Here is a 21263-nt window from a genome sequence, read left to right on the forward strand (position 1 = left end):
AGGCGGGGCAAAGGGCCCAGAGATCGCCGCACTCGCGCGCAGCTTATTGAAAATCGTTATCATTTCACTCTAGAGTGTCGTGTGCTCCACAACCCGCGCACTCCGAAAGAGGCCGATGTGAACAGCGATCAGATACTCCGTCGAACCGTCCTGCGGACGCTCGGTGCCGGGCTCGGGGCCACGCTCGGCGGGGGCCTGTTGGCTGCCTGCGGCGGTGGGTCGGACGCGAAGGCGCCGCTCGACGACGCCGCGCCCTCGGTCGCGCCGCGCCGTGGTGGGCGGCTCCGGGCGGCCTTCGCCGGGTCGAGTACCGAGTCGACCAGCGTGATCAAGGCGACCGGCAGCGCCGTCGACTACGTCCGGGCCCGGCTGATCTGGGACACCCTCGGTGAGATCGACAAGAGCAAGCCGGTGTGGCGGGTCGCCGAGTCCGTCGAGCACAACGCGGACGCCACCCGGTGGACCGTCCGCGTACGGGACGGCATCACGTTCAGCAACGGCCGCAAGCTCACCGCCGAGGACGTGCTGTTCAGCCTCCGCACCCTGGCCTCCAACCCCACCGCGCAGAGCGGGCTGCTCGGCGGCCTGGACGTCGCCGCGTCCAAGGTCCGCGATCCGCACACCCTCGAACTGCGCCTCAAGGCGCCCGACGGGTTCTTCGACCTGGTGCTCGCCCAGTCGATCTTCGTCTTCCCCGCGGGCACGAAGGACTTCGCGCACGCGCCGGGCTCCGGCCCTTCACGCTCAAGAAGTGGTCCCGTACCAGCAGCCTGCTCACCAGGCGCGAGGATTACTGGGACGCGGCGCACGGCGGGCCCTACCTGGATGAGATCGAGCTGTTCTCGGTGGCCGACGCGGGCGCCCGGCTCAATGGCCTGAAGGCCGGTCAGTTCGACTACGCCGGTGGGCTCACCCTCAGCGCGGCCCGGGCGGAGCAGAAGAACGCGAAGCTACGGATTCTCACAGCGCCCAAGGACCTGTGGGGCGAGCTGTCGCTGTCCATGAACCTCGGCGTCAGGCCGTACACCGAACCCGATCTCGTGCAGGCCGTGCGCCACGCGATCGACCGGGAGGCGATGGTCAGGTCCGTCACCCTCGGCTGGGGCGAGGTCGCCGACGACGCGCTGGGCCGCCACCAGTCCTGGTACGACAGCACGCTGCCGCGCCGCCGCCACGACCCGGACAAGGCACGGGACCTGCTCGCCAAGGCCGGGCTCGGCAAGGCGAAGCTCACGGTACGCACCAGCGACTACGAGTACGGGACGCTGGAGAGCGCCACCGCCTTCGTCCAGCAGGCGAAGGACGCCGGTATGGCGGTGTCGGTCGACAAGATTCCGGCCGCCGACTACTACGCCGACATCAAGAAGCTGCTCAGCACGCCGTTGCAGACGAACCTGTACCACCCGATGCCACTGCCACTGTCGCTGTCGTTCTACTACGGTTCCGCGGCCTCGTATCCCTTCACCGGCCCGTCGAACAAGGCCTTGGACGGTCTGCTGTCCGCGATGCACTCCGCCGTCGGGGACACCAAGCGCACCCGCTCGGTGCACGACGTACAGCAGTACCTGTACGAGCACGGCGGTGACGCGGTCTTCGCGCGGATCCCTCCGGTCTCGGCCTCGACCAAGGCGGTCCACGGAGTCGAGGCCCGCGGCTTCTTCGACTACCCGTGTCTGCGCGACGCCTTCCTCCGCGCATGAGCCTCATGAGCGAGGCGTCCGACGCGCGGCCGCGGGCCACAGCCCGGCGCGGCCACCGGTCCCCCGTCGTCCTCCGGTGGCTGCGCCGCCTCTTCACCGCGGCCGGAACCCTCCTCGCCGTGTCGCTGCTGGTCTTCGCGGCCACCACGCTCGCGCCGGGCGACGCGGCGACGGCCCGACTCGCCGGGCAGGCGAGTCCGGAGCAGATCGCGGAACTGCGCCACAGCCTGGGCCTCGACCAGCCCGCGTGGGAACGCTACGCGCGATGGCTGTGGCACGCCCTCCAGGGCGACCTGGGCACCTCCTACGCCAACGGCGAGCCCGTCTCCGGGCTGATCACCGAACGGGCGGGCAACTCGCTGCTGCTGGGCGCCGTCGCCGCCGCGCTCCTGCTGCCCCTGGCCATCGGCCTCGGCCTGTGGGCCGGACTGCGCGCGGGCCGGGCCGCGGACCGGGCCGTGTCCACCACGACGCTCGCCCTGGTCAGCCTGCCCGAATTCGTCACCGGCACCCTGCTGGTGCTGCTCTTCGCGGTCGGACTCGGCTGGCTGCCCGCGGTGTCGGTGCCCACTACCGGCAGCAGTCCCCTGGCGCAACCGGAGATCCTCGTCCTGCCCGTGCTCACCCTGCTCTCGGTGTGCCTGGCCCAGAACGTACGGCTGGTGCGCTCCGGCGTGATCGCGGCGTCGGCCTCCGACGCCGCGCAGGCGGCCCGACTCGGGGGCGTGCCCGAGCACCGGGTGGTCCTGCGCTGGGTGCTGCCCGCGGCCGTGGTGCCCGCCGTGCCCGTACTGGCCCGATATCTCGCCTACCTGCTCGGCGGAACCATGGTCGCCGAGACGCTGTTCGGCTACCCCGGACTGGCCGCGGCCCTGGTGAACGCCACCGCCGCCCGCGACGCGCCCGTGGTGCTCGGCGTGACCGTGGTGGTCGCCGCCATGACCGTCGTCCTCAACCTCCTGGCGGACCTGCTCGCCGCCGCGCTCAACCCGGCAGCGAGGAGCGCCACGTGACCCTGGAGAAACTGGAATTCGAGAAGGCGGCGGAACCGACTCCCGCGGAGGAGCGCTCGGTCGGGGACGGTTCGTCGGTACGGCCGAGGTCGCGGGTGCGCGCGGTGGCCGCGGGCACCGTCCTCGCCGGCGCCGTACTGCTCGCGCTGCTGGGCCCGTTGCTGGCCCCGCACGAGGCGGGCGAGGTGGTCGACATGCCGTACGCCCCGGCGGGCGGCGCGGCACCGCTGGGCACCGACCACCTCGGTGCCGATGTGCTCAGTCGGTTCCTGGCCGGGGGCCGCTCGCTGGTGCTCCTCTCGCTGGCCGCGCTGGCCGCCGCCTACGCGGCGGGCGCGGCCGCGGGCATGCTGGCCGCCCTGCGCGGCCGACGCGTCGAGACGGTCGTGCTGCGGTGCGCCGACGTCCTGCTGAGCATGCCTGCCTTCCTCCTGCTCAGCGTGACCGTGGTGGCCATGGGCCGCGGAACGCTGGGCGTCGGTGCCGCGACCGCCGTGGTGCTGCTGCCGGAGATCGTCCGCGTGGTACGGGCGGCCACCCTTCAGGCGTTGCAGCACGACTACGTCGAGGCCGCCGTGGCCCGCGGGGAGCGCACCGCGTACGTGCTGTTCCGCGAGGTGCTGCCGAACCTCGCGCCGACGCTGGCCGCCGACGCCGGGGTGCGCTTCGTCGGCGCGGTCTTCGTCGTCGCCACCGCCGGCTTCCTCGGCTACGGGGCGCAGCCTCCGGCCGCCGACTGGGGGTTGATGGTGCTGGAGAACCGGGACGGTCTGGAGCTCCAGCCCCTCGCGGTCGCGGTACCGGCCGCCGGAATCCTCGTCCTGCTGCTCTCCGCCAACCTGCTCCTGGACGCGGCCTTCCCCGCGGCGCATCGGCCACGCCGGGCGCGTCGCCGGCCGCCCGCGGCCGTGGAGTCCGTCGGCGCCGCGGACGAAGCCGTGCTGCGGCTGCGCGGCCTGACCGTGGAAGCGGCGGGCCCGGAGGGCCTGCGCACCGTCGTCGACGGCGTCGACCTGGACCTGTCCCCGGGCCGCGTGCTCGCCGTCGTCGGCTCGTCGGGCAGCGGCAAGACCACGGTGGCTCTGGCGGCACTGGGCGAGCTGCGGCCCGGACTTGAGGTGGTGAGGGGCGAGGTACGGCTGGCAGGCCGGTCCGTCCTGGGCCTGCCGGGGCGCGAGTTGAGGCGGCTGCGCTGCCGTCACGTCGGCTACGTACCGCAGGACCCGCGGACCTCGCTGGCTCCGACGATGCGGGTCGCCGACCACATCGGCGAGTTCCTGCGCGCCCGCTCGGTCCCCCGCGCGGAGCGCCCGGAGCGGATCCGGGCGGCGCTGCGCAGGGTGCGGCTGCCCGACGACGCGGAGTTCCTGCGCCGTCTGCCGCACCAGCTCTCCGGCGGACAGCGGCAGCGGGTGGCGCTGGCCGCGGCGCTCTGCCACGAGCCCGGTCTGCTGGTGCTGGACGAACCCACCAGTGCCCTGGATCCGGCGACGGCGGCCGCATTGCTCGCCGACGTGGGCAGGCTGCGCCGGGACGGAGGACCGGCCATTCTGCTGGTCGCTCACGACCTGGCTCAAGTGGCCTCGGTGGCCGACGAGATCGCGGTCCTCGACAGGGGGCGTCTCGTGGAGCGCGGCACGGTGGCGGACATCCTGACCCGGCCGACGAGCCCGGCCGCCCGCGGGCTGGTCGGCGCGGCACGGGCGGCTGCCCTTCCCGCTGCCCAGCCGGGTCCCGACGGTCCTGCTGCCGCCTGCACCGGCACGAGCGGGGCGCCCGTGGACGGGCACGTACTGCGCCTGACCGGGCTGACCGCGCGGCGCGGCGCACACCAGGTGCTCCACGGCATCGATCTGTCGGTCGAGCCCGGCGGGTGCCTGAGTGTGGTCGGCCCGTCCGGAGGCGGCAAGACCACTCTGCTGCGCTGTCTGACCGGGCTGCACGCGGACTGGACCGGACGCCTGCTGCTGGCAGGAGAGGAGATGTCACCGCGGCTGCGCGGGCGCTCGCGCGAACAGCTGCGCCGGGTGCAGCTCGTTCCGCAGGATCCGCACGACTCGCTCAATCCGCGCCATACGGTCGAGCGGATCGTCGCCCGCCCGCTGAGCCGCCACCGGCCGGAGCTGGACGTCGCCGAAGTGCGCGCGGAGGTGCGCCGGCTTCTGGAACGGGTGGGGCTCACGCCGGATCTCGCGGGCCGCCGGCCCGCGCAGCTGTCCGGTGGGCAGCGCCAACGGGTCGCGCTGGCACGGGCCTTGGCCGTCGAGCCGACGGTGCTGCTGTGCGACGAGGTCACCAGTGCCCTGGACGCGCCGACCGCCGCCACCGTGGTCGCGCTGCTGGCCGAACTCCGCCGTGAGCTGGGTGTGTCCCTGGTCGTGGTCACCCACGACCTGTCGGTGCCCGCGCGGCTGGGCGGGCAGCTCGCCGTGCTCGGCGACGGCCGGATCCTGGAGACCGGCCCGGTCGACCGGCTGCTGACCGCCCCTGCCGATTCCGTCACGGCCGGGCTGCTGGCCGCCGTACCGCGGTTGCCCGTGGTCGCCGATGCCGTCTCCGCAGCGGCGTCGCGGTGACGCTGGACCGCCCATGGGCGTGCCTGGCACGGCGCCCACGCCGATCGTCCCCGCCGCCGAGCGGGAGCGCCGGCGCCCGCCCAATTCACCTTCTCGCGCCGCGCCCGGCGAACAGCCGGGCGCGGCGCTTCACCCGACGACGAGGTATCCCTGATGACGGCCACCCCCTGGCTGCGCCGACCGCTCCCCCGCCCGTACGCGAAGCTGCGTCTGGTGTGCCTGCCTCACGCCGGTGGCTCGACAGGTCTCTACCGCGCCTGGGCCCAGCTGTTCCCGCCCGAGGTGGAGCTGCTGCTCGTCTGCCCGCCCGGGCGCGAGGACCGGCTCGACGAACCGATCCCGCCCGACCTGCCGGAGCTGGTGTCCGGCCTCGCGGCCGCGCTGGCACCGGTATTGGACCGGCCGTGGGCGGTCTTCGGGCACAGCATGGGCGCGGCCGTCGGCCACGAGCTCGTGGCGCGGTTGCCGCGCCTGGGCCGCCCCGCCCCCGTCCACTTCTTCGCCTCGGCCCGTGAGGCGCCGCAGCATCACCGCGGCGGCACGGTGCATCTGCTGGACGACGACGCTCTGTGTACCGAGCTGGTCCGCCTGGGCGGCACCGATCCCTCCCTGCTGGCCATGCCCGAGCTGCGGCAGTTGGTGCTGCCCGCCGTCCGCGGCGACTACCGGCTGATCGAGACCTACCTCGCCGACGGCACCCGCCCGGCCGGACCGCTGACGTGCCCGGTGACGGCGCTGATCGGTACGGAGGACACCGAGCTCGACGCTAAGGAGGCGGACGGCTGGCGGGACTGGACCACCGGGCGCTTCGAGCTGCTGAGCTTCCCCGGCGGACACTTCTACCTCACGGACCGGCCACGCGCGGTGGTCGACGCGGTGCTGCGCCGTCTTCCCCTGCGGCACGGCGCGCCCTCTCGGGCCGGCCGGTGGCCGGCCTGAGAGGGCCGTTTAACGGCCCTATTTGTTCGTCAGTCCCATGCGTTGAAGAGGACTCCGCCCAACGTGGTGATGCCGTAGAAGCGGACTTCGCGCCACTCGCCCTGGGTGAGCACCGAGGTGTCGACGTTGGAGAGAGGCATGGTGAGCTGCTCGCGCCTGAGCACCATGAACCCCACATGGGCGAAGCTGTGGGCCCACGGCGGCGGTGCGAGGAATTGCTCGGTGTACCAGTCACGGCGTTCCTGGGCGAATGCGATCCAGGGGTGGTAGGCGTGAGACAGGATGATGCGCTCGCCTGTGCCATCGACGATCGACGCGGTGTGGAAGGTGCGAGGGTATGTCTGTTCCTCCACCTCACCCACCTTGCCTCCGGCGGCGCGGGCGGCTGCGTACAGCGCAGTGCGAAGGGCTCGAAGGTCGATCTCTGGAAGCGGACCGTCTTTCGGGCGGAAGAAGCCTGTCGCCCCCCGCGGCAGCGTAAAGCCTGCGTTCTCATCGTTGGCCATGCCTCATCTTGCCCGGTGGCTTGGGCGGGTGCTGAACTGCGGCGTTATTCAGTGCGGCGAGGCCGGCTGGAGAGCCCGATGTCGCGCGGAGGTTCCTGAACCCGCGGCGCCTGTGCCCGTCCCATCGTGTTCGACGGGCGCACCACCACCGTGCCCGAGGCCGCGTAGGATTCGAGCATCAGAACTCGGCCTGTTTCAACGCCGAACTGACTTCGTTCCTGGAGACGACATGAGCAGCGCCCTTCTGGTGATGGACGTCCAACGGGCCATCGTGGACATCGCCGACGACGGCTCCGGATACCTGCCACGCCTGCGCAGGGCGATCGACGGGGCCCGGGTGGCGAACATCCCCGTGATCTACGTGGTCATCGCGCTACGTCCCGGCTTCCCGGAAGTCGGCACGCGCAACAGGGCTCTCACTGCCATCGCACGGGCCGGCCTCTACGTCGAGGGCGCCCCAGGCACCGAGATCCACCCCGAGGTCGCGCCCCGGCCGGGCGACGTGGTGGTCACCAAGAGACGGGCGAGCGCGTTCTCGGGCAGCGATCTCGACCTGATGTTGAGGGCACGCGGTATCGACAGCCTCGTGCTCACCGGCATCGCCACCAGCGCTGTGGTGCTGTCCACCCTGTGCCAGGCAAACGACCTGGATTTCGGCCTCACCGTCCTCTCCGACGCCTGTCTGGACACCGACCAAGAGGTGCACCGGGTCCTCATCGAGCGACTGTTCCCGCAGTGGGCGGATGTTGTCACCGTCGACGACTGGGTCAAGGCGATCGCACCTCAATAGCGGCAGACCAGGTGGACGACAACATGGGGGGGTCGGCTCCGGCGGGCCTGTCTGTCTTCGCGGGGTGGCCGGCCGGGACGTCGTCGGGATGCGCGCGCACCGGTCGGCCACCTCGCGCGGTTCGCCGCCGGGTGGAACCCAGAGGTCAAAGAACAGGCTGAGAGCGGGTCGTATCAGCTATCCGGCTGCGTGGCGGTGCCGTGGCCGTCGTTCTCGCGTACGAGCACCAGGCTCGCCACGGCCGCCAGCAGCCCGGCCACCCCGGCGATGAGGAAGATGGCGGACAGCGCGTCGGTGTAGGCCGTGCGAGCCAGGTCGAGCACGGACCCGCGCGCCGCCCGGGGAGCCATCTTGCCCAGGGCGTCGAACTGACCGGCCGTCACCAGCTCGCGGGCCCGTCCGGCGCCGTCCTCGGGGACGTGGAGCCGCCCCAGGGCCGCCGTCGACAGGGCGGCGTCGACCTTGGCGCTCAGCACCGCTCCGAAGGCGGCGACTCCGGTGGCCGTCCCGAGGGGGAAGAAGCTGTTGGCCGCGCCCGAGGCGGTACCGGCCTGAGCGGCGGGCACCACGCCCACGGCCAGATCCAGCAGGTGCGGGAGGGTCAGTCCGGCGCCGATGCCGAGCAGCACCAGCATGGGCAGGGCCGCCGTCCAGTCGTCGTCCGGGCCGATGCCCACGGCGAGGAACTGTCCGACGGCGACGACCGCCATGCCGAGCGCGAGCACACGGCCCACCGGCATCACCTTGGTGAGCTGGGCGCCCAGCGGGGCGGCGAGCACCAGCGCCAGGGACTGGGCGAGCAGAATGAGACCGGTCTGGAAGGGCGTGTGCCCGAGCATGCCGCCGAGCCACAGTGTCAGGAAGGGGAGCATGCCGAAGCTGAAGATCCGGGCGGCGAAGCTCAACAGCACCGCGCCCGTGAAGGTGGGGATGGCGAACAGCCGCAGATCCAGCATCGCGCGCGTCCCCAACCGCCGCTGCACCGCGACGAACGCGACGGTCAGCAAGGCCCCCGCGATGAGGGCGCCCAGCACGTCAGGGCTGGTCCAGCCGTTCCGCGCGCCGGTGAGCAGCCCGTAGTTCAGGGAGAAGAGCGCCAGTACGGCCAGCACCGCCCCGACATAGTCGATCTTCCCTGTGGCCTCGGCGGTCACGGTCTCGGGGACCTTCCAGGCCGCCCCGAGGAGAATGAAGATCCCGATCGGCACGTTGACCGCGAAGAGGAACGGCCAGCTCAGCCACTCGACGATCGCCCCACCGACGAGCGGGCCCGTCGCCGCCGAGACGGCGCCTCCGGCGGTGAACAGCGCGATCGCCGTCTTCCGCGCGCCTGCCGCCGCTCCCTCGTAGGCACCGGCGATCAGCGCGAGCGAGGTTCCGAGCACCATCGCGCCGCCGGCGCCCTGTACGGCGCGGGCGGCGATCAGGGTGGCGGCGTCCTGGGACAGCGCGCACCCGGCCGACGCGACGGTGAACACCGCGACGCCGGTGAGGAAGACCGCACGGCGTCCGATCCGGTCGGAGACCGACCCCGCGGTGAGCAGCAGCGCCGCGAAGGTCAGCGTGTAGGCGTTGACGATCCACTGAAGGCTGTCGAGCGAGGCGTTCAGATCGGCGCCTATCTCCGGCAGCGCCACGTTCACGACCGTGATGTCCAGGGTCATCAGCGCTGCCGCCAGTGAGGTCACGGCGGTCGTCCACCGCCGTGCGCTGCGGACCTCGGGTGCGGTGGCCACGGCCTCGGGTGCGGTGGCCACGGCCCCGGATGCGGGTTCGTTGCCCGCTCCGCGTACGGAATCTGCCTCTGTGTCACTCAAGAGTGCCCCCTTGCTGGTGTGGCGCGCTGCGACGCGCGCCGCCGGCCTGTCCGGTCGAACCCGAGGCTAGATGAAAATGATTATCAATGCTATTAATGGCTTGTTCGCATCCCAGAAAGGGGCTCCAGTTGTCGCAGGACCGTGAGACCGCAGTGATCGATCTGCCCGGAGCCGTCGGCGCACTGCTCGGGCTGCCGGCGGAGGAGGTCGACGAGCAGGCCAATCTGATCGAACTCGGGCTGGATTCGCTGCGGATGATGCGGCTGGCGGGCCAGTGGCGGCGATCCGGCCTGGACATCGGGTTCGCCGAGCTGGCCGCCGAGCCGACGCTGGCGGCTTGGCGGAAACTGATCGGGCGGCAGCGCGACCGCGCTTCGGCCCCGGCCGCGGGCGCGGGTGCGGGTGCGGGTGCGGGTGCGGGTGCGGGTGCGGGTGCGCACGTGAGCGTCGACGTCGACGAGGCCGCTCCGTTCGACCTGGCACTGATGCAGCACGCCTACTGGGTGGGCCGCGCCGACGGACAGCAACTGGGCGGCGTGGCCGCGCACTTCTACCACGAGTTCGACGGGACGGACGTCGACCCCGCCCGGCTGGAGGCGGCGGTACGGGCGCTGCTCGCCCGGCACGGCATGCTGCGCGTACGCATCCTCGACGACGGCCGCCAGCGGATCTCGTCGGAGAGCACCTGGCCGGGTCTGCGGGTGCACGACCTCCGGGCGCTGGACGCCGACGGCGCCGAGCAGGAGCTTGCCGAGTTGCGCCGATGTCTGTCCCACCGATGTATGGACATCGCGGCCGGTGAGGTCTTCGACATCCAGCTCTCGCTGCTGCCACCGGCCGTCCGGCCGGGCGGGACGCGTCTGCACGTCAACCTGGACATGGTCGCGGCCGACGCGCTGAGCCTGCGCGTCCTGCTCGCGGACCTCGCCCGGCTCTACGCCCGACCCGGTGAGCCATTGCCCCCGCTCGACCACAGCTACCCGCGCTATCTCGCCGAGCGCCGCGCGGCGCGAACCGCACCGGCCGGCGCCGCGGCCCTCGCCGCCGACCGCGACCACTGGCACGGCCGGCTGCCCGAGCTTCCCACCGCGCCGCAACTCCCCCTCGCCGCCGACCACGACCGGGCGGCCGCCACCACGGTCGTACGGCGGCACCGGCGGCTCGACGCCGAGGCCGTGCGACGTCTCGAACAGGCCGCGCGGCGGCACGGGCTCACTCCGGCCATGGCGCTCGCGGCCGTCTTCGCGGAGACGCTGACCGCCTTCAGCGCCGAACCCCGCTTCCTGCTCAACCTCCCGCTCTTCGACCGGGAGCCGCTGCACCCGGACATCGGCGCGCTGGTCGGCGACTTCACCTCATCGGTGCTGCTGGCCTGGGACGGTGCCGCGCCCGGTACGTTCGCCGAGCGGGCCGCCCGGCTCCAGGACCGGTTCCACGCGGACGCCGCGCACGCCGGATACTCCGGGGTCGAGGTGCTGCGGGACGCGTCCCGGCTGCACGGCGAGCAGGTCCTGGCACCGGTCGTGTACACCAGCGCGCTGGGGCTGGGCGAACTGTTCTCCGAGGAGGTCCGCGCGTCCTTCGGGGATGCCTCCTGGATCATCTCGCAGGGGCCGCAGGTCTGGCTCGACGCCCAGGTCACCGAGATGAGCGGTGGGCTGCTGGTCAACTGGGACGCCCGGGAGGACGCGTTCGCACCCGGGGTGCTGGACGCCATGTTCGACGCCTACACCGGACTGCTCGACCGGCTGCTGTCCGGCCCGGACGCCTGGTCGGCGCCGGTGCCGCCGCTGCTGCCCGCCGGACAGCTGGAGATCCGCGCGCGGTGCAACAACACCACCGGGCCGCGATCAGGCGCACGGCTCCACGACGGCTTCTTCGCGCACGCCACGCGCACCCCCGGCGCCACGGCACTCGTCTGGGGTGCGGACGGCGCGCTCAGCTACGGCGAACTGGCCACGCGGGCGCTGCGTGTCGCCGCTCATCTGCGGGCCCAGGGGGTCGGCGCCGGAGATCTCGTGGCGGTCACCCTGCCCAAGGGCCCCGATCAGGTCACCGCCGTCCTGGGTGTCCTGGCCAGCGGCGCGGCCTACCTTCCCTTGGGCATCGACCAACCGGTCGCGCGGCGCGAGCGGATCCACCGTTCGGCCGGGGTCAGCCTCGTCCTGGACGACATCGCCGTACCGGACGGCGTCGAGCCCCTCACCGCCCCCGTGGCCGGGGACGACACGGACCTCGCGTACGTGATCTACACCTCGGGCTCCACCGGCGAGCCCAAGGGGGTGGAGCTCACCCACGCGGCCGCCATGAACACCGTCGACGACCTCGACGAGCGCCTGCGCATCGGGCCGGACGACCGGACCCTGGCCCTGTCGGCCCTGGACTTCGACCTGTCGGTGTACGACCTCTTCGGCCCGCTGTCGGCGGGCGGGGCGGTGGTGTGCGTCGAGGAGCCCGCGCGCCGCGACGCCACCGTCTGGGCCGAGTTGCTGCGCCGGCACCGCGTGACCGTCGTCAACTGCGTGCCCGCGCTGCTGGACATGCTCGTCACCGCCGCGCGCGACACGGACGGCGCCTCGCTGCGGGCTGTGCTGCTCGGCGGCGACTGGGTGCCGCTGGACCTGCCGCGACGGCTGGCAGCGCTGGCCCCCGACTGCCGGTTCATCGCGCTGGGCGGGACGACCGAGACCGCGATCCACTCCACCATCTGCGAGGTCGGCGAGGTTCCGGAGCAGTGGACGTCCGTGCCGTACGGGACGCCGCTGCGCAATGTGTCCTGCCGTGTGGTCGATGTGCTGGGGCGGGACTGCCCGGACTGGGTGCCCGGTGAGCTGTGGATCGGCGGCGCGGGCGTCGCGCGTGGCTACCGCGGCGACGCCGACCGCAGCGCGGAGAGGTTCCGCGAGGCCGACGGCGTGCGGTGGTACCGCACCGGTGACCGGGCGAGGTACTGGCCCGACGGCACGCTGGAGTTCCTCGGCCGGGCCGACCACCAGGTCAAGGTGCGCGGCCATCGCGTCGAACTCGGCGAGATCGAGGCGGCGTTGACGGCGCATCCCGGTGTCGGGCACGCCGTGGCGGTCGTCGGCGAGGACCGGCGGCCCGCCGCCGCCGTCACGCCCGCCGACCGCCCCGAGGGCCCGGGAGCTGTCGATCTCGCGGAGCTGAGAGAGTTCCTGGCGGAGCGGCTGCCCGCGGTGATGGTGCCGGAGCGGATCGCCGTGCTGCCCGCGTTGCCGCTCACCGCCAACGGCAAGGTGGACCGCCAGGCCGTAGGCCGGGCGACCGCCGCGGAGGAGGCGCGGCAGACGCCGGTCACCCCGCCGTGCGGCGAGATCGAGCGACGGGCCGCGGCAGCGTGGCAGGACGTCCTCGGCGTACCGGAGGTCGGCCGGGAGCACGACTTCTTCGCCCTGGGCGGCGACTCGTTGCTGGCGACCCGCCTGGTGGGGCGGCTGCGAGCCGAGGGGTTCGCGGACTTCCGTCTCGCCGAGCTGTTCGCCCACCCCGTACTGGCCGACTTCGCGGCGACGCTGCGCCCGGCGCAGGACGGCCAGGAGCGGTGTGTCCTGGTCGCCGACCCCGCTGGGCGGCACGAGCCGTTCCCGCCGACCGACGTGCAGCGCGCCTACTGGCTGGGGCGCGGCGAGGACTTCACCCTCGGCGGGATCGGCTGCCACTTCTACCGCGAGTACGACGTGGCGGACCTCGACGTGACGCGGCTGGAGGACGCCGTCAACCGGCTCATCGAGCGGCACGAGATGCTGCGCGCGGTCTTCGACGACCAGGGACGGCAGCGGATTCTCCCCGAGGTTCCCCGGCTCGCCGTCCCCGTCGTCGACGCCGGAGCCGATCCCGAGGCCGCGTTCGCCGCCCTGCGGGACTCCGCCTCGCACCACGTGTTCGACCCGGCGAGCTGGCCGCTGTTCTCGATCCGCGGGGTTCGTGCGGGAAACCGCACCCGCCTGGCGATCGGCGTGGACAACATCGTCCTCGACGCCTTGAGCATCCTCACCTTCTACGCCGAGTTGGCCGCGCTGTACGAGGATCCGGACGCCGAACTCCCGCCCGTGGGCGTGTCCTTCCGTGACTACGTCCTCGGCGCCGCGCCCGAGCCCGCGACCCTGGCCGCCGCACAGGACTACTGGACGTCCCTGCTGCCCCAGCTCCCGCCCGCGCCCCAACTGCCGCTGGCCGTGGACCCCTCGGCGGTGGAGCGGCCCCGCTTCACCCGGCGTGAGTCCCGGATCGAGGCCGCGCGGTGGCGGCGGATCGTGGAGCGGGCACGTGACCACGGGCTCACCCCCTCGGCCGTGCTGCTGGCCGCCTTCGCCGAGGTGCTCGGCCGCTGGAGCAGCCGGGCCGATCTCACCCTCAATCTCACCTTGTTCGACCGCAAGGACGTGCACCCGGACATCGACAACGTGCTGGGGGACTTCACCTCGCTGCTGCTCGTCGCCTCCCGGCCGACCACCGGAGAGAGCTGGGCGGCCGCGGCCCGACGCGTCCAGGAGGAGCTGTGGCGCGCTCTTGACCACCGGGACGTCTCGGCCGTCAAGGTGATGCGCGAACTCGCCCGGTCCACCGGTGACAGCGAGGCGACCATGCCCGTGGTGTTCACCAGCGCGCTCGGGGTCGGCGAGGCCGTCACCACCGCTCCGCGCCCGCCATTCGCCGAGCCGGTGTGGGGCATCTCGCAGACGCCGCAGGTGTGGCTGGACCACCAGGTCACCGAGGTCGCCGGCGGGATCTGCCTGAACTGGGACGTCGTCGAGGAGCTGTTCCCGGAAGGGCTCATCGACGCGATGTTCGCCGCCTACCTGCGGCTACTGGAGTGGCTGGGGTCGGCCGACTGGGACGAGCGGGTGCCCGAGCTGCTCCCCGAGGACCAGCGGACGACCCGCGCGGCCGTCAACGCCACCGGGACCGCGGCCCCGGACGTGCTGCTGCACCAGGAGTTCTTCCGGCGCGCGGCCGAGCAGCCGCGGCGCGTGGCGCTGGTGTGGGGCGAAGGCGAGGAGCTGAGCTACGGCGAACTCGCCGAGCGGGCCCTGCGGCTGGCCGGCCGGCTCGCCGAAGACGGCGTCGAGCCGGGCGACGTGGTAGCCGTAACGCTGCCCAAGGGCCCCGACCAAGTCGTCGCGGTGCTCGGCGTGCTCGCGGCCGGGGCGGCGTATCTGCCCGTCGGCGTCGACCAGCCGCAGGCTCGCCGCGACCGTATCCACCGGCTGGCCGGGGCCCGTTTCGTGGTCACCGACGAGGCCGTACGGACCACATCGAGCTGGGCGGACGGCATCCGGCCGGTCCTCATCGGTGACGCCGCGTCCGCCGAGCCCGCCCCGGGTCCGGTCGCGACGGGCCCCGACGACCTCGCGTACGTGATCTTCACGTCGGGCTCGACCGGCGATCCGAAGGGCGTGGAGACGACGCACCGGGCGGCCGCCAACACCGTCGCGGATGTCAACGAGCGGTTCGAGGTAGGCGGGGAGGACCGCATCCTGGCCGTCTCCGCACTGGACTTCGACCTCTCCGTCTACGACCTCTTCGGTCCGCTCTCGGCAGGCGGCGCGGTCGTCCTTGTCGAGGAGGAGTCACGGCGGGATCCGGTCCGCTGGCTGGATCTGGTGCGCCGGCACCGGGTGACGGTGTGGAACACCGTCCCCGCCCTCCTGGACATGCTCCTCACCGTCGCCGAGGGCGCCGAGCCACCGGAACCGCTGCGGCTGGTGCTCGTCTCGGGCGACTGGGTGGGGCTGGACCTTCCCGGGCGGCTCGCGGCCCAGCGCCCCGGCTGCCGGTTCGTGGCTCTGGGCGGCGCGACGGAAGCGGCGATCTGGTCCAACGCGTTCGAGGTGGAGCGGGTCGACCCCCGGTGGCCTTCGATCCCGTACGGCCGACCGCTGCGCAACCAGCGGTTCCGGGTCGTGGACGCCTCGGGGCGCGACTGCCCCGACTGGGTCCCGGGCGAGCTGTGGATCGGGGGCTCCGGTGTGGCGCGGGGCTATCGCGGGGCATCCGAGCTGACGGCCCGGCAGTTCACCGGACCGGAGGGAGACCGGTGGTACCGCACCGGGGATCTCGGCCGGTACCGGCCCGACGGGACCCTGGAGTTCCTCGGGCGGGCCGACCAACAGGTGAAGATCCGCGGACACCGCATCGAGCTGGGCGAGATCGAGGCGGCGTTGCGGGACTGCCCAGACATCGGTGGCGCGGTCGCCGCCGTGGCCGGGGAGGGATCGGGCCGACGCCTGGTCGCCGCCGTCATCCCGGCCGTACCGGCCGCGCAGGCGGAGGACCCCGGCACGGCCGCTGACCAGCACACCGTATGGACACCTCCGGACGGTGCCGAGCCAACGGCGGACGTCCTGGCGGCTCGCGCCCGCGCCGCGCGGCTGGAAGCCGAGGCGGCCGAAGCCGTCCTGGTGCGGCTCATCGACCTGGACGCGCTCACGGGTGGAGCGGCGCTGGTCCTTCCCGAGTTGGCGGCGCGTCTCGACGTGGTCGACGAGCACCTGCCGGTGCTGCGGCTGTGGCTGCGCCTGCTGGTCGAACGGAAGGTGCTCGTCAAGGCGGCGGGCGGTGGGTACGCGGCCGGGCCGGAACTGGCTTCCGCGCTCGCCCGCGAGGAGCCCGGGGAGCCGTCGCGAGCGGGCGTCCACGGCGGCGGCGAGGACGACTACGCGCGGCTGGTCGGCCGCGCCCACCGCCGCCTGCTCGAACGGCTCGGCGACTACCGCGAGATCCTGGCGGGACGGCTCGATCCGGCCGTGCTGCTGGACGACGACGTCGTGGCCCCCGCCCGCCTGGCGGAACAGGACCCCGGCACGGCCGCGGCGTTGGCCGACATCGCCCGCGAGCTGGCGGCGATGGCCGAGGCGGCGGGCAGGCCGATCGAGGTCGCCGAACTCGACGGGCGCGACGGCCGCACGGCCGCACGGCTCCTCGGGCGGCTCGCCCCCGACCAGGTGCGGTACACGCTCCTCGACTCCGATCCCATGATGATCAGCGACGCGTCCGAGCGGCTGGCCCCGCTGCCGCACGACACCGCCTGCCGGCGCCTCCACGGCGCACGGATCCCGGACGAGCTGCGACACCGCTTCGACGTGGTGCTGGCCGACAACGCGCTGCACCGCCGTCCGGACCCGGCGCACGGGCCCGCGCTCGCCGCTCTCCTGACGCGGCCCGGCGGCGTGCTGCTGGCCGTCGAGCGGGCCGAGTTGACCCCGATCGCGCTGCTGACCGCCGCTCTGCTCGACCGCGGCTACGCGGGCTTCGACCCGGAGCGGCGCCAGGTGGGCTCCCCGGTGCTGCCCGCCACGCGCTGGGCCGAGCTGTTCGCCCGCGCGGGACTGGGCCAGGCCGGTCACCGCCCGGTCGGCGCGACCTTCGCCGAGCTCCTGTGGGCCCGGCGGCCGGAGACCGCCACCGGCCCGGATCCCGAGTCGCTGCGCGAGCACCTGGGCACCCGGCTCCCGGCGCACATGGTGCCCGAGCGGTTCGAGGTGCTGCCGTGGCTGCCGCTCAGCGCCAACGGCAAGGTCGACCGTACGGCGGTCGCGGCGCTCGCCGCACCGGACGGCGGCCAGGAGACGGACGAACCGCCCCAGGGCGAAAGGGAACAGGCCCTCGCCGCCCTGTGGACGGAGCTGCTGGGCATCTCCACGGTCGGCCGCCGGCAGAGCTTCTTCACCCTCGGCGGCGACAGCCTCCTGGCCACCCGGTTCCTGGCCCAGGTGAAGCAGCGCTACGGCGTCGAGCTGCCCCTGCGCCGCATCTTCGCCGGGCCGAGCCTCGCCGAGGTGGCGGAGGCAGTGGCCCAAGAGCTTGCAGAACAAGGCGACATGGAGGAAGGCGCGCTGTGATCGGCATCATCGGTGGCTACGGGGCCGTGGGGGCCGAGACGGCCCGGCTCCTGAGCCTGTGGGACATCGGCCCGCTGCGGCTGGGCGGACGCGACCCGGAACGTGCCCGGCGGTTCGCCGCCGCGCACCTGCCCGGCGCGGAGGCGACGGCGGTCGACGTGGACGACGACGCGTCGCTGGCGGCGTTCGTCCGGGGCTGCGAGCTGGTCGTGCACTGCGCGGGACCCTCGTACCGGACGGCCGAACGGGTGGCGTACGCGGCGCTGATCGCCGGTGCGCACCATGTGGACGCGGGCGGGGGCGAGCGGCTGGACGCCCTCGGCATGGCGGCGGGTACGCGCAGTCTGCTGTTCGCGGCGGGTGCCGTCCCCGGTCTGTCGGGGCTGCTGCCCCGCTGGCTCGCCGCTCAGGACTTCGACGCGGTGCACGGCCTGACCGCGTACACCGGAGTGCTCGACCGCTTCACCGCGACGGGCGCGGAGGACTATCTGCACGGTGTCCTCGGCGGCGCCAACGAGCCGCTCGCCGCCTGGCAGGACGGCGGCCGCCGGTCCGGGGCGCTGACCCGGCGGGCCGCGGTGGAGCTGCCGTTCTTTCCGCGCCCTGTCGCGGCGTTCCCGTATCTCGACGCCGAGGGTGACCGGCTCGCGCGGGAGCTGTCGCTGGTCCATGGCCGCTGGTACACCGTGCTGGACGGCGAGCATCTGGGCGCCGCGCTGGACGCGGCCCGCGCCCTGGACCGGGGCGAGGCGGTCGCCGGGCTGTGCCGGGCCACCGCGCTGGATGCCGCGGGGCGTACGCCGTACGTGACGTTCCTGGTCCAGGCCGACGGTACGGCAGCCGGCCGCCCCCTCAGCCGTACCGCCGTGTTGCGGGCCCCGGGCATCGCCCGGCTCACCGGCGCCGTCACCGCCGTGGCCGCCCTGGCGGTACTGCGCGGCGAGGCTCCGAGCGGTGCGCATGCCGCCGCGACGGCCCTCGACCCGCAGGCGACTCTCGCACGGTTGCGGGAGACACCGGGGCTGTGCGACGTGACGGTCTTCGACGGGCCGCTCGACGCGCTCGTCACGGTCGAGGAGGGGGTCCTGTGACGGACATACGACAGGGCGCCCCGCGCCAGAGGCTCCGAGTCGTGGTGTGCGGGACGACGTTCGGGCAGTTCTATCTGGCCGCGCTCGCCCGGCTGGCCGAGGAGTTCGAGGTCGTCGGGGTGCTGGGCAAGGGCAGTGCGCGGTCGGCCGCGTGCGCGCGCCGCTTCGACGTGCCGCTCTTCACCGACGTCGGTCAGCTCCCCGATGACGTCGACCTGGCCTGTGTCGTGGTGCGTTCAGGGGTGATGGGCGGGCCGGGTACCGACCTGGCCATGGCTCTGCTGCGCCGTGGCATCCATGTCGTCCAGGAGCAGCCCGTGCACCACGACGACCTCGTGGCGTGCCTGCGCGAGGCGCGGCGGCACAACGTGCGCTACCGGCTCGGGGACCTGTACGTGCGGCTGCCCGCGGTACGCCGCTTCGGCGCGGTGGCCCGTGCGCTACTCGCCCGGCAGCCGGCGGTCTACGTCGACGCCGCCTGCTCCACCCAGGTCGCCTTCCCGCTGCTGCACATCCTGGGCGATGCGCTGCCGTCCGTACGCCCGTGGCGGATCGCGGCGGTGGGTGCCTCGGGCGGGGGCCCGTTCACCCTGCTCACCGGAGTGATCGGCGGGGTTCCGCTCACCCTGCGGGTGCACAACGAGGTCGATCCGGCGGACCCGGACAACCATCTGCATCTGCTGCACCGAGTGACCATCGGGACGGAGGGCGGCAGCCTCACCCTGTCCGATACGCACGGACCCGTTCTGTGGAACCCGCGCCTGCACATCCCGGACGCGGTCAAGAACCGCTTCGACTTCGCCGACGCGGAGTCGGCGCACCTCCGCCGGCCGAGCGCGACGCTGCTCGGCCCGCCGCGGCCGCCGGGCTACGACCGCGTCCTCGGCGAACTGTGGCCGGATGCGATCGGGCGGGACCTGCTGGCGCTGCGTGCCGCGATCCTGGGGGACCCGGGCGCCGAACGCCCGGATCAGTACCACCTGACGCTCTCCAGGATGTGGCAGGACGTCACCTCGGCGCTGGGCTACCCCGCGCTGCGGGAGGGCATGGTCCACCGGCCGCTGCCGGTCGGCGAGCTGCTGGCCGCAGCTGCCACCGTCGAGGACGAGTCCGCCGCCCTCTCCGCTCCCCCGCACCGATCCGCGGACGTTCTCGCATCCGCGGCCGCCGCCGCGCAGGCGCAGGTGCGCGGCGTCACCACCGAGGAGGTCAGCACCTTCGTCGAGCGCCTGGACGAGGCCGTACTGTCCTCGATGCTGCTGGCGCTCCAAGGCCACGGCGTGCTGGACGATCCCGGACGCGGCCACGGCGAGGCCGACATCCTCGACGCGGCGCGCGTGGCGCCCCGGCATCACGGGCTGATCCGGCAGTGGCTGCACGTCCTCGCCGAACGTGGGCTGATCACGGTCCACGACGGCCTGCTCCACGGCGGGCAGCCGGTCGGCACGGCCGATGCCGCCCGGGACTGGGACCGGGCAGCCGAGGCATGGACCGGCCGCCTGGGGTCGGCGGAGTTCATCGACTACCTGCGGCTCAACGCCGAGCGCCTACCGGAGCTGATGACCGGCGAGCAGCAGGCAGCCCTGCTCCTGTTCCCGGAAGGACGGACCGGAACAGCCGACGCCGTCTACCGGGACACGGTGACGGCGCGGTACCTCAACGCGGCGGTCGGCGCGGCCGTCCGCGGCTTCGCGGCGGCAGCGCCCGAGGACCGTACGCTGCGTGTCCTGGAGGTCGGCGCCGGCACCGGGGCGACCACGGAGGCGGTCGCCCGCGCCCTGGCGGAGGACGGGAACCGGGTCGACTACCTGTTCACCGATGTCTCGAACTTCTTCCTCGTCACGGCGAAGGAGCGCTTCGCGCGGCATCCGTGGATCCGCTTCGGGCTGTTCGACATCGACCAGGACCCCGCTGAGCAGGGCTTCTCCCCCGGCTCCGTGGATGTGGTCGTCGCCGCCGGGGTGCTGAACAACGCGCGCGACACCGATGCCACCGTCCGGCGCCTCGTCGAGCTGCTGGCGCCCGGCGGCCGGCTGCTCATCACCGAACCGACCCGCGAGCACCTGGAGATCCTGGCTTCGCAGGCGTTCATGATGACCGCTCCCGAGGACGCCCGGCAGCGGACGGGCACGACGTTTCTGTCACGCGGCCAATGGCTGGAGGCGCTCGCGGGAGCGGGCGTCGAGAACGTGGTGGTCCTGCCGGGCGAGGATCACCCGCTGGCCCCGCTGGGGCAGCGGCTCTTCACGGGGCGGAAGGCGGCCGGTCCGTGCTGAAGTGCAGTCACGTCCTCTGCAAGGTCGACGACCTTCGCGCGACCGTACGGGACTACGAGGAACTCGGGTTCACCGTGGAGTGGGGCAGTGCCCCCGAGCGGGCCCACAACGCGCTGATCTGGTTCGCGGAGGGGCCGTTCATCGAGCTGTTCGAACTGCCCCGTGCCTTCGCGTTCCTGCGGTGGCCGCTCGGCGCCGTCTTCGGGGCGGCTGCGGGAGCGCGCCTGGCCCGGTGGGCGGGGCCGGGCGAAGGGTGGCGCGATCTCGCGCTGGAGACCGCGGACACCGATCTCGCCGGAGTCCGGTCCGCCCTGCGCGGGGCGGGTGTGCCGGTCTCCCGCGTGATGAAGGGCAGGCGCACCCGTCCGGACGGCGGGCCTGTGCGCTACCAGTTCCTCGCGCCGCGCCCGGCCGCGCTGCCGTTCGTCGTCTCCGCCTACGACCCGCCGCAGCGCCCGGCCCGGATCGTCCACCCCAATGGGGCACGGGGCATCGCCCGGGTCCGGATGGGAGTGGCGGAAGCCGACCGGCCCTTCTACGACGCGCTCATCGGTGAGGACCGGTGGCTGGCGGCCGAACCCGCTGCCCGCACGGGGGTCCTGGGCGTGGCGGTGGCCGGGCTGGAGAGCGAACCGGACCCCGCCAAGCTGCACGGTGCCCAGCTCACCGCCGCCACCCGGAAGGACGTGTGAA

10 protein-coding genes and 1 pseudogene are annotated in these 21263 nt (G+C 73.3%); 9 read left to right on the plus strand and 2 right to left on the minus strand.

Annotation, left to right across the window (positions count from 1 at the left end; all coding sequences use genetic code 11):
- Positions 1-411 precede the first annotated feature (411 nt).
- From Q3Y56_RS03055 to Q3Y56_RS03070, 4 genes and pseudogenes are all read left to right on the plus strand, one after another.
- Positions 412-1700, plus strand: a pseudogene (locus tag Q3Y56_RS03055) (ABC transporter substrate-binding protein).
- A complete protein-coding gene (locus tag Q3Y56_RS03060; RefSeq protein WP_304460426.1) occupies positions 1697-2713 on the plus strand; it encodes an ABC transporter permease in 1017 nt (338 codons plus the stop codon). The pseudogene Q3Y56_RS03055 and the gene Q3Y56_RS03060 overlap by 4 nt, the downstream one beginning before the upstream one ends.
- Positions 2710-5289 (plus strand): ATP-binding cassette domain-containing protein, encoded by a 2580-nt coding sequence (locus Q3Y56_RS03065; RefSeq protein ID WP_304460427.1) that lies wholly within the window; start codon positions 2710-2712, stop codon positions 5287-5289. Before Q3Y56_RS03060 ends, Q3Y56_RS03065 begins: the two co-directional genes overlap by 4 nt.
- A 153-nt stretch (positions 5290-5442) precedes the next feature.
- Positions 5443-6228, plus strand: coding sequence for a thioesterase II family protein (locus tag Q3Y56_RS03070; protein ID WP_304460428.1), 786 nt, complete (start codon positions 5443-5445; stop codon positions 6226-6228).
- A gap of 29 nt (positions 6229-6257) precedes the next feature.
- Here Q3Y56_RS03070 and Q3Y56_RS03075 read toward each other — a convergent pair whose 3' ends face one another.
- Positions 6258-6734 carry a hypothetical protein gene (locus tag Q3Y56_RS03075; RefSeq protein ID WP_304460429.1) on the minus strand — a complete coding sequence of 159 codons (477 nt, stop codon included), beginning with the start codon at positions 6732-6734 and terminating at the stop codon, positions 6258-6260.
- A 229-nt stretch (positions 6735-6963) separates the two neighbouring features.
- Here Q3Y56_RS03075 and Q3Y56_RS03080 point away from each other — a divergent pair, with 229 nt between their 5' ends.
- Entirely contained in the window at positions 6964-7524 is a 561-nt protein-coding gene (locus Q3Y56_RS03080; protein ID WP_304460430.1) for a cysteine hydrolase family protein, read from the plus strand.
- Positions 7525-7697: 173 nt separating this feature from the next.
- Here the strand turns inward: Q3Y56_RS03080 and Q3Y56_RS03085 are convergent, their stop codons facing one another.
- Positions 7698-9341: an MFS transporter gene (locus tag Q3Y56_RS03085; RefSeq protein ID WP_304460431.1), complete on the minus strand. Its 1644-nt coding sequence runs from the start codon at positions 9339-9341 to the stop codon at positions 7698-7700.
- Positions 9342-9469: 128 nt separating this feature from the next.
- Between Q3Y56_RS03085 and Q3Y56_RS03090 the strand changes: the two genes are divergently transcribed.
- Genes Q3Y56_RS03090 through Q3Y56_RS03105 form a run of 4 tightly spaced genes read left to right on the plus strand, consistent with a single transcriptional unit; the run spans position 9470 to position 21262 of the window.
- Positions 9470-17203, plus strand: coding sequence for a non-ribosomal peptide synthetase (locus Q3Y56_RS03090; RefSeq protein ID WP_304460432.1), 7734 nt, complete (start codon positions 9470-9472; stop codon positions 17201-17203).
- A complete protein-coding gene (locus tag Q3Y56_RS03095; protein WP_304460433.1) occupies positions 17200-18294 on the plus strand; it encodes a saccharopine dehydrogenase NADP-binding domain-containing protein in 1095 nt (364 codons plus the stop codon). The genes Q3Y56_RS03090 and Q3Y56_RS03095 overlap by 4 nt, the downstream gene beginning before the upstream one ends.
- The gene (locus tag Q3Y56_RS03100) at positions 18291-20570 is read left to right on the plus strand and encodes a bifunctional Gfo/Idh/MocA family oxidoreductase/class I SAM-dependent methyltransferase (protein ID WP_304460434.1); all 2280 of its coding nucleotides are present in this window, start codon (positions 18291-18293) and stop codon (positions 20568-20570) included. The genes Q3Y56_RS03095 and Q3Y56_RS03100 overlap by 4 nt, the downstream gene beginning before the upstream one ends.
- Positions 20564-21262 (plus strand): VOC family protein, encoded by a 699-nt coding sequence (locus Q3Y56_RS03105; protein ID WP_304460435.1) that lies wholly within the window; start codon positions 20564-20566, stop codon positions 21260-21262. Before Q3Y56_RS03100 ends, Q3Y56_RS03105 begins: the two co-directional genes overlap by 7 nt.
- Position 21263 lies beyond the last annotated feature (1 nt).

This window comes from Streptomyces sp. XD-27, assembly GCF_030553055.1.
Classification (GTDB): domain Bacteria; phylum Actinomycetota; class Actinomycetes; order Streptomycetales; family Streptomycetaceae; genus Streptomyces.

Bases quoted from the DNA above. Each gene is read 5' to 3' on its own strand.
- Q3Y56_RS03070 (WP_304460428.1), top strand. From the start codon at position 5,443: ATGACGGCCACCCCCTGGCTGCGCCGACCGCTCCCCCGCCCGTACGCG.
- Q3Y56_RS03060 (WP_304460426.1), top strand. From the start codon at position 1,697: ATGAGCCTCATGAGCGAGGCGTCCGACGCGCGGCCGCGGGCCACAGCC.
- Q3Y56_RS03080 (WP_304460430.1), top strand. From the start codon at position 6,964: ATGAGCAGCGCCCTTCTGGTGATGGACGTCCAACGGGCCATCGTGGAC.
- Q3Y56_RS03075 (WP_304460429.1), bottom strand. From the start codon at position 6,734: ATGGCCAACGATGAGAACGCAGGCTTTACGCTGCCGCGGGGGGCGACA.